Annotated in this window: 11 protein-coding genes; all 11 read left to right on the forward strand. The window is 40.3% G+C overall.

Annotated features, from left to right (window positions below; genetic code table 11):
- Positions 1-107: 107 nt before the first annotated feature.
- Positions 108-1,175: a substrate-binding domain-containing protein gene (locus tag BLS24_RS00410; RefSeq protein WP_091755146.1), complete on the forward strand. Its 1,068-nt coding sequence runs from the start codon at positions 108-110 to the stop codon at positions 1,173-1,175.
- Complete coding sequence (locus BLS24_RS00415) at positions 1,168-2,646, forward strand: sensor histidine kinase (RefSeq protein ID WP_091755147.1); 1,479 nt, start codon at positions 1,168-1,170, stop codon at positions 2,644-2,646. Before BLS24_RS00410 ends, BLS24_RS00415 begins: the two co-directional genes overlap by 8 nt.
- 17 nt (positions 2,647-2,663) lie before the next feature.
- Positions 2,664-4,259 carry a helix-turn-helix domain-containing protein gene (locus tag BLS24_RS00420; protein WP_091755148.1) on the forward strand — a complete coding sequence of 532 codons (1,596 nt, stop codon included), beginning with the start codon at positions 2,664-2,666 and terminating at the stop codon, positions 4,257-4,259.
- Between the two features lie 21 nt (positions 4,260-4,280).
- Positions 4,281-5,324, forward strand: coding sequence for a sugar ABC transporter substrate-binding protein (locus BLS24_RS00425; protein ID WP_091755149.1), 1,044 nt, complete (start codon positions 4,281-4,283; stop codon positions 5,322-5,324).
- Positions 5,325-5,527: 203 nt separating this feature from the next.
- Positions 5,528-6,682, forward strand: a complete 1,155-nt coding sequence (gene chvE / locus BLS24_RS00430) for a multiple monosaccharide ABC transporter substrate-binding protein (protein ID WP_091755150.1) — start codon at positions 5,528-5,530, stop codon at positions 6,680-6,682.
- A 96-nt stretch (positions 6,683-6,778) separates the two neighbouring features.
- On the forward strand, positions 6,779-8,332 hold the full coding sequence (gene mmsA, locus BLS24_RS00435; RefSeq protein ID WP_091755151.1) for a multiple monosaccharide ABC transporter ATP-binding protein: 1,554 nt from the start codon (positions 6,779-6,781) through the stop codon (positions 8,330-8,332).
- Positions 8,322-9,515 carry a multiple monosaccharide ABC transporter permease gene (mmsB, locus tag BLS24_RS00440; protein ID WP_442857224.1) on the forward strand — a complete coding sequence of 398 codons (1,194 nt, stop codon included), beginning with the start codon at positions 8,322-8,324 and terminating at the stop codon, positions 9,513-9,515. Before mmsA ends, mmsB begins: the two co-directional genes overlap by 11 nt.
- 409 nt (positions 9,516-9,924) lie before the next feature.
- Positions 9,925-10,227 (forward strand): hypothetical protein, encoded by a 303-nt coding sequence (locus BLS24_RS00450; protein ID WP_091755154.1) that lies wholly within the window; start codon positions 9,925-9,927, stop codon positions 10,225-10,227.
- Positions 10,228-10,336: 109 nt separating this feature from the next.
- On the forward strand, positions 10,337-12,007 hold the full coding sequence (locus tag BLS24_RS00455) for a M3 family oligoendopeptidase (RefSeq protein WP_091755155.1): 1,671 nt from the start codon (positions 10,337-10,339) through the stop codon (positions 12,005-12,007).
- A gap of 189 nt (positions 12,008-12,196) precedes the next feature.
- Positions 12,197-14,464: an ABC transporter substrate-binding protein gene (locus BLS24_RS00460; RefSeq protein WP_091755156.1), complete on the forward strand. Its 2,268-nt coding sequence runs from the start codon at positions 12,197-12,199 to the stop codon at positions 14,462-14,464.
- A gap of 127 nt (positions 14,465-14,591) precedes the next feature.
- On the forward strand, positions 14,592-16,175 hold the full coding sequence (locus BLS24_RS00465) for an ABC transporter permease (RefSeq protein WP_091755157.1): 1,584 nt from the start codon (positions 14,592-14,594) through the stop codon (positions 16,173-16,175).
- Positions 16,176-16,183: the final 8 nt, after the last annotated feature.

Raw genomic sequence — 16,183 nt, forward strand, 5'->3', positions numbered from 1 at the left:
AGTGTTTTTTTGAATGAAATTAAGAAAGTGGATTTTTTTGTGATTTGAATTATCAAATGCAAAAAAGTCCACTTTTTCTTATTATATTCATCTGCTAAAATTTCCTTATGAATAAAGAAAGCGTGGATAAATACAAAAAGAGGATCGTACGACAATATCTGATACTGATATTTACTCTTGTTTTTGTTCTGGCAACTTTATTTGTCGGGGCATTTACCTATAGGTTCTACAAGATTGATATAGAAAACCAGGCAGATGCTAATGTATATGACAAATACTATGTAATGATCACGGATAATTATAAGGCAGATTTCTGGAAGTCAGTGTATGAGGGAGCACTTGCTACTGCCAAGGAAGATAATATCTATGTAGATCTTTTGGGAGAGAATCTTTCAGAGGGGCGTTCATGTGAGGAGCTTATGAAGATAGCCATAGCTTCCAAGGTGGACGGAATCATTGTATACGCCAACGAATCAGCAGTAATGACAAGACTTATAAACGACGCTGTATCTAATGGAATACCTGTAGTTACTCTCTATGGAGATAGCGCAAGGTCCGACAGACTCAGCTTTGTTGGTGTGGGCGGATATAGTATCGGTAAGCTCTATGGCAAGCAGATCGTCAGCATTCTTGAAAATAAATCTCAAAGTACTGAAGAAAACCTAGAGACCAAAGTATGCGTTCTTGCCAGTGCGGATACCCAAAATACCGGCCAGAACATCATAATCTCTTCTATGCAGGATACCATAAGTGAAGAGACAGGTGATGCTCAGAATATTTCAGTATCTATCGTAACAGTTGATAATACCAATACTTTTTCTGCAGAAGAATCCATCAGAGACATTTTCCTAGGAGAAGAAGTCCCTGATGTTATCGTGTGCTTAAATGAGCTAAATACTATCTGTGCCTATCAGGCAGTTGTAGACTTCAACATGGTTGGTGAGGTAGATATCCTTGGTTACTATGACTCCAAGGAAATCTTAAGTGCTATTGATAAGGGTGTTGTTTATTCAACAATCTCTATCAATACTGATCAGCTTGGAGAATATAGCGTTAGTGCCCTCTATGACTACTACGAATATGGTAACACCAGCCAGTATTACATGGCAGATATTACCCTCATTAATAAGGACAATGTAGCTGACTTTATTGATAAGGAGGGTAAAGATGAATAAGTTTCTAAATAAGCCCCTCCAATTTAAGATCATCAGCATCTGTATCTTTGCTAACGTTATCATCTTTATTGTTAATATGTTCCTTATTTTGGGAATCAACAGTATGTCCAAGGACATGGAGATGATATACGAAGACAACAGGTCTTTGAATGAGCTGTCAGATTCATTAAGTGCAGTACAGGATTCCATGACAGGCTACCTTAGTTCCAAGACCAGTGATTCTCTTGAAGAATATTACAAGAGTGCCCAGGCATATCAGGATATGGCGGAAAAGCTTGATGATAAGGTAACCGATTTCTCTTTTAACAGAATGGAGAGAAATATCAAGTACATGTCCTATAGATATCTGGAGGTTGTTGATCAGACTATCGAGGCTAAGCGTGGTCGTAACGTAGAAAAATACAGAAACTACTACGAGACAGCAACAGGACTATATGAAGATATCAGCGCATATATCACAAGCCTTAATTTGGAGCTCTTTGTAGCAAACTCAGAGAACTACGTTAAGCTTTCTAAAGGCTATAGGAACTTCGAAGCTGTGGCTGTCACTATCATGACTCTTATCATGATAGGTAACGTTGTGATCGTAACAAGCTTTGTAAGTGCTATGATCATGCCTCTTAAGAACCTTGCTGATTCAGCAGATGAAGTGGCAAAAGGTAACTTTGATGCAGACCTTCCTGAGATTGCCTATAACGATGAGATCGGAATAGTTATCGGTGCTTTTAACAAGATGGTTGTCAGCATCAAGGATTATATTGAGAAGTTAAAAGAGAGCCTTGAAAAAGAAAGATATATGCAGGAAAAAGAGCTTATGATGGAGGCACATCTTAAGGATGCCCAGCTTAAGTACCTTCAGGCTCAGATCAATCCGCATTTTCTTTTTAACACTCTTAATGCAGGAGCGCAGCTCGCCATGATGGAAGGCGCTGACAGGACCTATGAGTATGTTCAGACCGTGGCAGATTTTTTCAGATACAATGTCAAAAATCAGAAAACTTTTGTTACAATTATTGAAGAGGTTACGCTGGTTGATAACTATATTCAGATTTTGAATGTTCGCTTTTCTGGCGATATAGGTTATGAGAAGCAGGTTGACAACAGGCTCCTTGAATGTAAGATGCCAAGCATGATCCTGCAGCCAATCGTTGAGAATGCAGTCAATCATGGAATCCGCGAGATGGGTGATAAGGGTATGATCACCTTGAAGGTATATCGCGAGGATAGTAATGTCTGCATTTGCATCAAGGACAATGGTAAGGGAATCAGTCAGGAAGATATAGACAAGATCCTTAGTGGGGACTATTCTCCAAAAGAGCAGCAGTATGACAACAATGGTATTGGTATGGATAATGTCATTTCAAGGCTTCGTCTCTTTGCTGGAGAGAGGGATGTTGTAAGTATCGTAAGTCCTGGTCCTAATATGGGATGCGAAGTTATAATCAGGCTTCCACTTACAAGAAACGAATAATATTTTTGGGGTAAAAAATGTATAGAGTAATGCTAGCGGATGACGAAGGAATTGTTATCGATTCCATGAAGTTCATCATTGAAAAGGAATTTGGCAGTAAATGTACTGTAGAGTATGCCAAAACTGGAAGACAGGTTATTGAGCTTGCAGAACACTTCAGACCGGATATTGCTGTTATCGATATCCATATGCCTGGTATCAACGGAATTGATGCCATCAGAGAGATGAAGCAGTTTTGTACTAATACGGTCTTTATTGTTATGTCAGCTTATGACAAGTTTGACTACGCCAAAGAGGCCATAAAGCTTGGAGTAATGGAATACATTACCAAGCCCATGGACAGGATGAAGGTAGTAAACGTCCTTAAAAAGGCTATGGAACAGATCGATTCTGATAGGGAGAAAAGAAGTAACGAGCTCCTTATCAAGGAAAAGCTCGAGACAGTAGAGCCTATCATCGAAAACGGACTTATTTATGACATTCTTTTGCAGGAACATTTTGAAGAAGATATAGACAGCTACAGGACTATTCTTGGTATCGAGGAAAACTACGGCTATATGATGGCTATTGTCTGCGGTGATTCTCAGGAAGGTAATCGAATGACCAATGCCATCGGAAGCTCCGTCAAGGCCTCTGGCAAGTATCAGGAAATCCGTGAAGGAGTCAAGACCTTTTTTAACTGTAAGATTGGTAACGTAATGGCCAACAAGATCGCAGTGCTGGTGCCATGTTCCAAGGATAAGCTTGAGTACAACGAAAGAACTGAGCTAATTGACAGAGCTCGTGAACTTGTCAGATACCTTAGGAAAAGAAATGATATCAGCTTCAGAGTTGGTATTGGAGGTATAAGGCCCCTTAGAGAGCTGGGGGATTCCTATCGAGATGCCTTAAATGCTCTGATTGCTACAACTGGTTCAGTTGCTCACGTAGATGACCTTAATATCAACTGCGACTACGAGGAAGATTATCCAAAGGGTCTTGAGAAGCCTCTTTTTGAAGCTGTTTCCAAGGGAGACCTAAACGGAACTCAGGTCATTGCAGACAAGTACGGTGACTGGATGTGCAAAAGAGCTAAAGACGGCGATCTAATGTCCATGAGACTTAAGGTTCTTGAGTTTGCTCTTTATGCTGAACATATAGCATATCAAAACGGCGGACAGACCTATCACTATTCTAGTAGGAACAACTATCTGCCTGAGATCATGGCTCTTGATACAACTGATGGCATCAAGGATTGGTTTACAGGTAAGCTTCTTGAAGCCTGCAGAAACGTTAGCAGCAAGAGAGAAGAGCGATCAAATGATATCATCAAGACTGCCAAGAAGTATATTGATGATCATTTTGACAAGGAAATATCCCTTGATGATGTATCAAGGATAGTAAATATCTCTCCTTATTATTTCAGCAAGATATTTAAGGAAGAGAGCGGGCTTAACTTTATAGAGTATCTGACTAATATAAGGATAGACAAGGCCAAGAAACTATTAGAGAACTCAAATATGTCTATCAAGGAAATCTGTATTTCCTGTGGATATACTGATCCTAACTATTTTAGCAGGAGTTTTAAGAAGAATGTTGGGGTTACTCCGACTGAGTACAAGGATCAGCTGTAATTGGGGATGGTGAAAAAAGTTATGGGGAAAAGGTTATTAGTTTTTTGTCTTTTGGTAATGCTGACTTTGACTGGTTGCTCAAAGGTAGGCACTGAGGAAAAGACTGGTGATAGTACTGAGAGCGACAAGATTCAGATCGGTATATGTTTTGACTCTTTTGTTATTGAGAGATGGCAAAGAGACAGGGACGTATTTGTATCCACAGCCAAAGAGCTTGGGGCTGAGGTTAATGTGCAGAATGCTTACGGTGATGTGGAAAAACAGAGGAATCAGATTGATTATTTCATCAAGAAGGACATGGACGTCATTGTCATTATCAGTATTGACGGCGAAGCTATAAAGGATATGGTCAAGAAGGCTCAGGATGCAGGAATAAAGGTTGTTGCTTATGACAGACCTATTCCAGATGCAGGAGCGGACCTCTATATCTCTTTTGACAATGAAAAAGTCGGAGAGATGATGGGCCAAGCCATGGTGGATAGCGGTCTTAGAAATGGTAAGGTCGTAATGATCTGCGGATCTCTTACAGACCACAATGTGCCTATGGTAGAAGCAGGATTTAGAAAGGTGATGGCTTCAAATGGCAATCAGATCCTTGATGTTGCCTACTGCGATGGCTGGAGAGCAGAGCTTGCTGGGGATTATATCTATAATAATGTGGATAAAGTTACCGAAGCTGATGCAATAATGTGCGGAAATGATGATCTTGCAAGCAGAGTTGTGTACGCTCTTGCAGAGAAAAGAATGGCTGGTAAGAAGATAGTGGTAGGACAGGATGCAGACCTTGAAGCTTGCCAGAGAATCGTTGAGGGCACACAGCTTATGACAGTTTACAAGCCTATCGAGAAGCTTGCACAGAAGGCTGCAACGGCGGCAGTTGATCTTGCTCTTGGTAAAGAGATAGAGGGAGAGGATATATCTGATTATGACGATGGAAGCCAGATAGTTCCATATCTCAAGATAGAGCCTATCAGCGTTACGGCAAGGAACATGGATGATGTCATCATCAAGAGCGGATTCCATCTTAAGGAGGATGTTTACTTAAATGTTCCTAGCAAAAAATAAACAATTTAATAAGATAGCATTAAATTAATATTAACGGTTGTGCGTGCAAAAAAATGCTAGCACAACCGATTTTTTGTATATAACACTTTTAAAAATTTGCTATTATTCGTAAATTTTTCCTATTTTTTCTATGGTAAATTGAATTCAGTAAAGAGCGGGACGAAAGTCCTGGAGTTCAAACCAAATTGTGGGAGGAAAAAGAAATGAAGAAAAGAATTGTAAGTGCAATCCTTACAGCTGCTATGGCAGCATCTCTCATTGTAGGATGCGGCAGCACAGCTCCAGCTGAGACTCAGCCAGAGACAAAGACAGAAGAGACTACAGAAGCTCAGCCAGAAGAGAAGACAGAAGAGAAGGCAGAAGAGACAACTCAGGCTAGCGGCGGAAAAGTCGGCGTAGCAATGCCTACTAAGGATCTTCAGAGATGGAATCAGGACGGCGCAAACATGGAAGAGCAGCTCAAGGCAGCAGGCTATGAAGTTGATCTTCAGTATGCATCAAATGATATCTCAACTCAGGTTTCTCAGATCGAGAACATGATCTCTTCAGGAGCACAGGTTCTTGTTATCGCATCTATCGATGGTGATTCACTTGGAACAGTTCTTGCACAGGCTAAGGAAGCTGGTATCCCAGTTATCGCTTATGACCGTCTTATCATGAACTCAGACGCTGTTTCTTACTATGCTACATTCGATAACTACATGGTAGGAACAAAGCAGGGTCAGTACATTGAAGAGCAGCTTGACCTCAAGAATGCAGAGGGACCTTTCAATCTTGAGATCTTCACAGGTGATCCTGGTGACAACAACGCTAGATTCTTCTATCAGGGCGCATATGATGTTCTTAAAGAGTACATCGATAATGGCAAGCTCGTAGTTAAGTCTGGTCAGATTGACTTTGATAACGTTGCTACAGCTAACTGGTCAACAGAGAATGCTCAGTCAAGAATGGATGCAATCATCTCAGCTAACTATGCTGATGGAACAAAGATCGATGCAGTTCTTTGCTCAAACGATTCAACAGCTCTTGGTGTTACAAACTCTCTTGAAGCTAACTACACAGGTGAGTGGCCAATCATCACTGGTCAGGACTGTGATATTGCTAACGTTAAGAACATGATCGCTGGTAAGCAGTCAATGTCTATCTTCAATGATACTCGTGATCTTGCTAAGAAGACTGTAGAGATGGTTGACGCTATCATGAAGGGCACAGAGGCTCCTGTAAACAACACAGAGACATATGACAACGGAACAGGAATCATTCCTTCATACCTTTGCGAGCCTGTATTCGCAGACGTTAACAACTACAAAGAGCTTCTTATTGACTCTGGATACTACACAGAGGATGACCTTAAGTAATAACTTATTTTTCCTAAATGAACTAGGGCGGTCGCTTAGACCGCCTTATGTTCAGCCATAATACAGCTAAATTGCAAATAAGAAGGAGGGGCAAAGTTGAAAAAGATATTATTGGAAATGAAAAATATCACTAAGACCTTCCCCGGTGTGAAAGCGTTAGATAATGTAAATCTTCAGGTAGAAGAAGGCGAGATACACGCGCTGGTTGGGGAAAACGGCGCTGGAAAGTCCACTTTGATGAACGTACTTAGTGGTGTTTATCCGTATGGCTCCTATGAGGGTGACATTATATATGATGGAAAGGTATGTCAGTTCAACGCTATCAAGGATAGTGAAGAAAAGGGCATAGTCATAATACACCAGGAGTTGGCTCTGATTCCCTATATGACAATTGCTGAGAACATGTTTCTTGGTAATGAAAGAGGAAATAAGGTAAAGATCAATTGGGACGAGACAAATGTTCTTGCCCGTAAGTATTTGGATATTGTTGGACTTAAAGATAGTACACAAACTTTGATCAAGGATATTGGTGTTGGTAAACAGCAGCTTGTTGAAATTGCGAAGGCTCTTTCAAAGGATGCTAATCTGCTCATTCTTGATGAGCCTACATCATCACTTAATGAGACAGACTCAAGAGCTTTACTTGATCTTTTGCTCAAGCTAAAAAAAGAGAGAAATCTTACTTCTATTATTATTTCTCACAAGCTCAACGAGGTTTCATATGTAGCTGATAAGATCACAGTTATCCGTGATGGTTCAACTATTGAGACTTTGACTAAGGGCGTTGATGACTTCTCTGAGAGCAGGATCATCAAGGGAATGGTAGGAAGAGAACTTTCAGACAGATTCCCTAAGAGAGAAAGCCATGTTGGTGAGGTCAGCATGGAAGTAAAGAATTGGAATGTTTACCATCCTTTACATAAAGATAGAAAAGTAGTAGATAACGTAAACATCTACGTTAGAAAAGGAGAGGTTCTGGGTATCTCCGGACTTATGGGAGCTGGTAGAACAGAGCTTGCCATGAGTATTTTTGGAAAGAGTTATGGAGAGAATATCTCCGGTGACATCTATATAAACGGAGAGAAGGTTAATTTAAATACAGTAAGCAGTGCTATCAAGCACGGACTTGCATATGTAACTGAAGACAGAAAGGGAAATGGTCTTATTCTTTCAAATCCTATCAAGACTAATACCACGCTTGCCAATCTGGAAGCAGTTAGTAGTAAGACAGTAATCGACAAGCATAAAGAGTATTCGGTTGCTGTAGATTACAAGGATAAGTTAAAGACTAAGTGCCCAACTGTAGAACAGAACGTTGGAAACCTTAGTGGTGGAAATCAGCAGAAAGTTCTTTTAGCAAAGTGGATGTTTGCTGATCCTGAGATACTAATCCTTGATGAGCCTACAAGAGGTATCGACGTAGGTGCTAAGTATGAAATTTATTGCATTATCAACCAGCTGGTAGCAGAAGGAAAATCAGTAATCATGATTTCATCTGAGCTTCCTGAGATCCTGGGAATGTGTGACAGAATTTACGTAATGAACGAAGGCAAAATGGTTGGGGAACTTGATGCTAAGGATGCCACACAGGAAAAGATCATGACTTATATTTTACAGTCAGCTGGAAACAAGGAGGAGAATCATGAATAAAAATTCTGTATTAGGTTTTCTTAAAAAGAACACCATGATAATCGTACTTATCATAGTTGTGGCATTTTTCTCATGGAAGACAGGTGGAGCTATTCTTCTTCCTATGAATGTCAGTAACTTGATCTCACAGAACGCTTACGTATTCGTTCTTGCAACTGGTATGCTTCTGTGTATCTTAACCGGTGGTAACATCGATCTTTCAGTTGGATCAGTTGTATGTTTCGTAGGTGCTGTTGGAGCACTTCTCATGGTTAATTATGGCGTACCTGTATGGCTTGCTATTATTATCATGATCTGCATCGGAACACTCATCGGTGCATTCCAGGGCTTCTGGATCGCTTTCGTAAGAATACCACCTTTCATCGTAACACTTGCTGGTATGCTTGCATTTAGAGGACTTTCAAATGTAGCACTTAATGGTCTTACAGTTTCAATCAAGGACAAGACAACCTTTGTAAACCTCTTTGGTGGTGGAGCTGACTGTTATGTTCGTGATATCTTTGGAGGAACAAACCTTAACCTCACATGTCTCTTTGGTGGAATCCTTGCAGCATCAGTGCTGGTACTTCTTCAGATCCTTAGCCGCAGCAAAAAGAGAGCCAGCGGATATGATCTTGAACCAATCTGGGCATTTGGAGCAAAACTCATTGTACTTGCAGCAATTATCTTAGCTTTCTCATACAAGCTTGCTCAGCATAAAGGTATTCCTACAGTATTCATCTGGGTATTAGTAGTAGTAATCATCTATGGTTACATCACAAGCAATACAACAGTTGGTCGTCACTTCTATGCAGTAGGTGGTAACGAGAAGGCAACAAAGCTTTCTGGTATCGATACAAACAAGGTTTACTTCCTTGCTTACACAAACATGGGATTCCTTGCAGCACTTGCAGGTATGATCACAATTGCCAGACTTACATCAGCTCAGCCAACATATGGTCAGAACTACGAGATGGACGCTATCGGATCTTGCTTCATCGGTGGAGCATCAGCTTACGGCGGAATCGGTACAGTTCCTGGAGTTATCGTTGGTGCTGTCCTCATGGGTGTTATCAACCTTGGTATGTCACTTATGGGCGTAGATGCTAACATGCAGAAGGTAGTAAAAGGTGCCGTTCTTCTTGCAGCCGTTATCTTCGACGTAGTATCAAAGCGTGGCGGTAAATTCGTAGTAAAGAACTAATATTAAATTGTTAGAGGTTTAATAGAGAATTCAAGGCATGTCCCTTTTGGGCATGCCTTTTTTGAGCCCCAGGGACGGGGTTTGTGGCTCATTTTGGGGGCAGCGGTATGGAGTGCTCTCCCGTAGGGGTGCCCGACCACAGACCGACTGACAGCCAGCCTACAGTATATTATTTTCAAATCTCTGAGAATTTTGCCTAGTTCATGAGCTTTTATTTTTCTTTTGAAATTCTGTTTTTGAAACACTGTCTGAGTCTTTGATGCCATTTTTGCTGTAAAGTTTTGTTTTGCCCTCATCAAAAAATGAAACTTTTCTATATGCTCATGCAGCTTTTGTTTTAATGCGCATGCTCTTGCTACAGACTTGCTGGGCGGATTTTATAATAAGTGGTCATAGGAGCTGTGCTCCTATGACCACTTATTATAAATTCATATCGCCCAGCTTCAAACAACGCAAACCGCATGCGCGTCAAAAGCTGCTTATGAGCATAAGAAAATGTCATTTTTTGAAAATCGTTCAAACCCAAAACTTTACAGACAAAAATGTGCCTCAAAGACGAGTTTGTTTCAAAGAATTTCAAAAGAAAAATAAATGCCATGAACTACAAAAATCGAAGGATGAGAAAAAATATGCTGTAGGCTGGCTGTCAGTCGGTCTGTGGTCGGGCACCCCTACGGGAGAGCACTCCATACCGCCGCCCCTAAAAAAATGAGCCACAAACCCCGTCCCTAGGGCTCACTTTTCTTATTTGACTCTCCGTTGTAGAATAAAAGAGCTGCTATATTTATATAGAAGAAATGAAAAAAGAGAGGGCGACAATTATGAAATTTTCAGAGATGCCATATGAACGTGTGGATATGGATGAAGTAAAGAGCTTTTTTGAAAAGCTTATAAATGATAGTAAGAATGCTAAAAGTGGTGAGGAGCAGTTTGAGCTCCACAAGAAGTACTATAAGTTTATTGCTGATATTCGTACTAATATCATTATTGCTAGATTCCGTCATGATTGTGATACATCAGAGGAATATTATACTAAGGAAAATGATTATATTGATGAGATCACACCTGTGATATCTCAGCTTGATACAGAATACAATAAGGTTCTTTTTGAATCTCCTTACAGAGATTATCTTGAGAGCAAGATCAGTAAAGTGGCATTCAAGAACTTTGAACTTGCTAATAAGTCTATAGATGAGAAGATCCTTCCACTTATGCAGGAAGAAAATGCTCTTATCAGCAAGTATGACAAGATCATTGCATCTGCCAAGATTCCTTTCGATGGAGAGGAGTACAACATCTCACTTCTTAGAAAGTTCCTTACAGACAAGGACAGAGACACCAGAAAGCGTGCATGGAAAGCATATTCTGAGTATTTCCAGTCTGTTACAGATGAGATCGACGAGATCTTTGATAAGCTTGTCAAAAACAGAACTAAACAGGCTAAAGAGCTTGGTTATGACAATTTCGTTGAGCTTGGCTACAACAGAATGACCAGAAACGCCTACAGAAGAGCTGAGGTTGAGAACTTCAGAAAGCAGGTAAAAGAGTCTTTTGTTCCTCTTGTATCTGAGATTCAGGAAAAGAGAAGAAAGCAGATTGGCGTAGATGAACTTAAATACTACGACAATGAAGTATATTTCAATGAAGGAAACCCAGCTCCAACAGGAACACCTGAAGAGATCTTAAAGGCTGGACAGGAGATGTACAGAGAACTTTCACCTGAGACAGCAGAGTTCTTTGATTTCATGACTGAAAATGAGCTTTTTGATGTACTTGGCAGAAAGACCAAGAAGCAGGGCGGATATATGGACTTCCTTCCTAAATACAAAGCGCCAATCATCTTTGCTAACTTCAATGGTACCAGCGGAGACGTAGACGTTATCACTCACGAGTGCGGACATGCATTCCAGGGCTACGTTACAAGAGATGATGAGATCAAGGAACACAACGACATCACAATGGAGACAGCTGAGATCCATTCTATGTCAATGGAGTACTTTACATACGGCTGGATGGACAAGTTCTTTGGCAAAAGAGCTGACGAATACAGAGAGATGCATATGATGGATTCCATCACATTCGTTCCTTATGGATGTATGGTAGATGAGTTCCAGCATATTATCTATGACAAGCCTGAGCTTACACCAAAGCAGAGAAAAGAAGTATGGAAAGACCTTGAGAAGCAGTACAGACCATGGCTTGACTATGAAGATGACGCATTCTTCTCAGAGGGCGGCTTCTGGCAGAAGCAGGGCCATATCTTCTGGAATCCTTTCTATTATATTGACTATGTACTTGCAAGTGTTGTTGCAATGCAGTTTAAGGTATGGATGGATAAAGATTACAAAGAAGCGTGGAAACATTACTTAGAATTATGTAAACTTTCCGCAAAAGACTTCTATGAAACTGAACTTGAATCCGTAGGTCTCAAGAGCCCATTCAAAGATGGTACTATAGAAACGCTTTCTAGCGAAATGAAGGCAAAAATCTGATAAGTAAACTTTATCGCCAGTAATAAAATTTTTCTTAAAAATATAGCTTGCAATTCTTGGTGTGGCGATTTAAAATGTTAAAGTATTGATGTAATTTAATTATTGTATACAAGTATTACTTGATCAGATTTAAGGATGCTATTTTTTTGTAAACAGAGAATAACATCTTTATTATAAAGGAGGAGAACTATGAAGAAGTACAAGAAGATCATCGCATTTCTTGCAACAGCTACTCTCGTAGCAGGATCACTTGCAGGATGCGGCAACAAGACAACAGTTCCAACTGTTTCAGACGACACACAGTCTTCATCAGATGCATCTGCTGCTGATAGCACAGAGTCAACTGGAGAGACAGCTACAGGTGTAGCAATCTCAACACTTGTTGGTGTTGAAGAAGATACAACACCAGCTGCTGAAGGTTATTCAGCTCTTTGGGATGCTGAGAGCTATCAGGCAGAGTCATCAGAGCTCTACAACATGATTCTCGGTGATTTCTACAGCGCATATCAGAAGGCTTTAGAGGCTGAGAACGTTTCTGAGAGATATGCTCTTATGGCAGTAGCAGAAGCTAAGATGCTTGAGTCTGGTATATTCGTACCTCTTACAACTAGAGGTGGTGTTTATGCTATTACAAGATCAATTCCTGGATCAAGAACATCAACTCTTTGGGGAAATGATGATTATCGTTTCCATAACTCAATAGTTACAGAAGAGCTTGTTTCAGCTGAGGATATAGCTGCACTTAGAGCTAAGCTTGCTGAAGTTAGAGGTACAGGTGAGTATCATGAATGGGCTAAGCAGTATCTTGTAGACAAGGGCTATACACTTAAGGACAGCTACAGCTATCCTAATACTTCAGATCCTATTACTTGGGACGTACTTGCAACATCAAGTAATTCTGATACAGCAGTACTCGTTAACCTCTATGATGGTCTCTATGAGTATGATGGTGAGAACGAACAGCAGCCAGCACTCGCAGAGAGCTACACAGTATCTGATGACGGAAAGGTTTATACTTTCAAGCTCAGACAGGGTGTTAAGTGGGTTGACTCACAGGGCAGAGAAGTTGATGAAGTTAAGGCTGACGACTTCGTTGCTGGTATGCAGCACATGATGGACGCTATGGGTGGCCTTGAGTACCTCGTTGATGGCGTTATCGAAGGTGCTACTGAGTACATCAACGGTGAGACAACAGATTTCTCAACAGTTGGTGTTAAGGCACTTGATGACTACACACTTGAGTACACACTTACAGATGATATCCCATACTTCCCAACAATGATCAGCTATTCAGTATTTGCTCCACTTTCAAGATCATACTATGAAGGACAGGGCGGACAGTTTGGTCAGGGCGCAAGCGCTGGTCAGTACGGTACAGATAAGGATCACATCGCTTACTGCGGACCATTCCTTATCACAAGCTTTACTGAGAAGAACTCAATCGTATTTAAGGCTAATCCTTCATATTGGAATGCTGAGAATCAGGAACTTAAGACTCTTACATTCAACTATGAAGATCTTACAGATGCTACAAAGATCTACACAGATATTCTTGCTGGTACTGTTGATGGTGCTAATCTTGATACAGCACAGGTTGAGATGGCTAAGAAAGATGGCAATTTTGATAAGTATTGCCACATCAGCTTAACAGAGGGAACAACATTCTGCGGTTGGCTTAATGTAAACCGTAAAGCATTTGCAAACTTCAACGATGCATCAAAGGCTATTTCAGAAAAAACTGTATATGATGCTCAGAGAACAGCACTTGCTATGCAGAATAGAGATTTCAGACTTGCACTTTGCACAGCTATCGACAGAGCTTCACACAATGCTCAGAGATTCGGTGAAGATGTTAAGTACAACAATATGAGAAACTCATATACACCTGGTAACTTCGTATTCCTTGACGAGGATGTTACAATTGATATCAATGGAACTCCTACAACATTTGCAGCTGGAACATACTTCGGTGAGATCGAGCAGGCTCAGATCACAGCTGATGGTTTCCCTGTAACTGTATGGGATCCTACAAAGGAAGAGGGCGCTGGTTCATCTGATGGATTTGATGGATGGTATAACCCAGAGTTCGCTAAGGAAGAGATCACAAAGGCTGCTGAGGCACTTAAGGAAGTTGGCGTAGAAGTAACAGCAGAGAATCCTATTCAGGTTGATCTTCCATACTTCTCAGGTTCAGAGGTTTATACAAACAGAGCTAATGTTCTTAAGCAGTCTGTTGAGTCAGCTACTGATGGACTTATCCAGATCAACCTTGTTAAGTGTGAAGCTTCTGATGATTGGAGCTATGCTTCATACTATCCACAGAGTGGTTCAGACTTTAACGCTGATATTTCAGATAACTCTGGTTGGGGTCCTGACTATGGTGATCCTTCAACATACCTCAATACAATTCTTCCTGATTATGCAGGATATATGACCAAGTGCATCGGTCTTTTCTAAGATTTAATGTAATTCAGTCATTGAATTTAGGAGAGAGTGGGGTTACACCCACTTTCTCCATTTTGTGTGAAAAAGGGATATTTTTTATTCCGTAAATTTATGTTCCAAATAGTAAGGAAAAAATCTTATGGCTAAATATGTATTAAAAAGACTAATTCATGGACTTATCTCATCATTCATTGTTGTAGCGATCGTTATGATCATGATCTACTCAATGCTTGACAAGAACCTTATTTTCAAGGCTGATACAGTCTACACTAACTACGGAAACAACGAGAAGGTTGCTTATTCTTTCAGAAAATGGGAAGAGTATGGCTATCTCGATTATATTACATATAACGAGTATCTTCTTAAGCTGGTAGTAGATGGAGAACTCGATGAGGATACTCGTGCATCAGTTGCTTCTTTTGGTAAGAAACCAGAGAACGATTCTGAAAAAGTAGCAGAGTATGTTAAGAAATTTAATGATTACTGTGCAGCAAATGGCTACACTGTTGTAAGACTTAATGCCATCATGATGAATGGCAAAAAGTATGCCAGTGGTGGACAGCAGCAGCTTTTTGCTTACAAAGATCTTCCTATAACAAACAGATTGTGGACATATGTTAAGAATCTTATCCATGTTGATAATATTCACTATGTTGAGAAGTTAACAGGAACTCCTCTTGAGAATCAGGGACTTACATTTACTCTTCATGATCCAGTTTATGGCGGACAGAAGTTCTCACCTGCAATCATGGGAAATGGAACTTATTACAAGTACCTCTTTTATTGTGATAATAAGTTCCCATTTGTTCATCAGAACCTTGTTAAGCTTCAGCTGGGAACTTCATACGCAGTTAACTACGGTGTTGATGTATTTGACACTATGACTAAGACTCAGGGCTCATATATTATGAGCACAACTACATTCCCTACAGGTCTTACTGAGGAATCTGCAGATGACCTTCATAGTGCAACATTCGTTCTTGGTTCACGTGATGCCAACAAGATAAACTCAGATAGATTTACAGATGATTATACTAACGTAAGCACAATCAAGGCTGGTAAGTCCAAGATGGGCTACTCATTTACAATCGGTCTTATCGCTATGTTCCTTGCATATCTTATTGGTCTTCCTATGGGACTTTTAATGGCTAAGCACAAGGACAAGCTTATTGATAAGATTGGTACAGTTTATATCGTATTTATCATTGCTGTTCCATCTCTTGCCTATATTTTCTTATTCAAAGCAATTGGTGGTATGTGTGGACTTCCAACAACCTTTGACATGGAGTCTACAAGTAAACTTATTTATGCACTTCCAATCATTTCATTAGCACTTCCAAGAATTGGTGACAATATGAAATGGCTTCGTAGATATATGATCGATCAGATGAACTCAGATTATGTTAAGTTTGCAAGATCTGGCGGACTTACAGAGGGTGAGATCTTCAGAAAGCACATCATGAAGAATGCAGCTATTCCTATTGTTCATGGAATTCCTGGAGCAATCCTTGGAGCTTTGGTCGGCGCTATCATCACAGAGCGTGTGTACACAGTTCCTGGTGCAGGTAACCTTCTTACAATTGCTATTAACCAGTATGATAACGGTGTAATCGTAGGTGTTACATTGTTCTACGCTGTTCTTTCAGTAGTAAGCATTATTCTTGGTGATGTACTTATTTCACTTGTAGATCCTAGAATCAGCTACTCTGGTAAAGCTAGGTAAGAAATTTA

Origin of the sequence: Butyrivibrio sp. INlla18, from assembly GCF_900103635.1 — a bacterium.
In the GTDB taxonomy this organism is placed as follows: domain Bacteria; phylum Bacillota; class Clostridia; order Lachnospirales; family Lachnospiraceae; genus Butyrivibrio.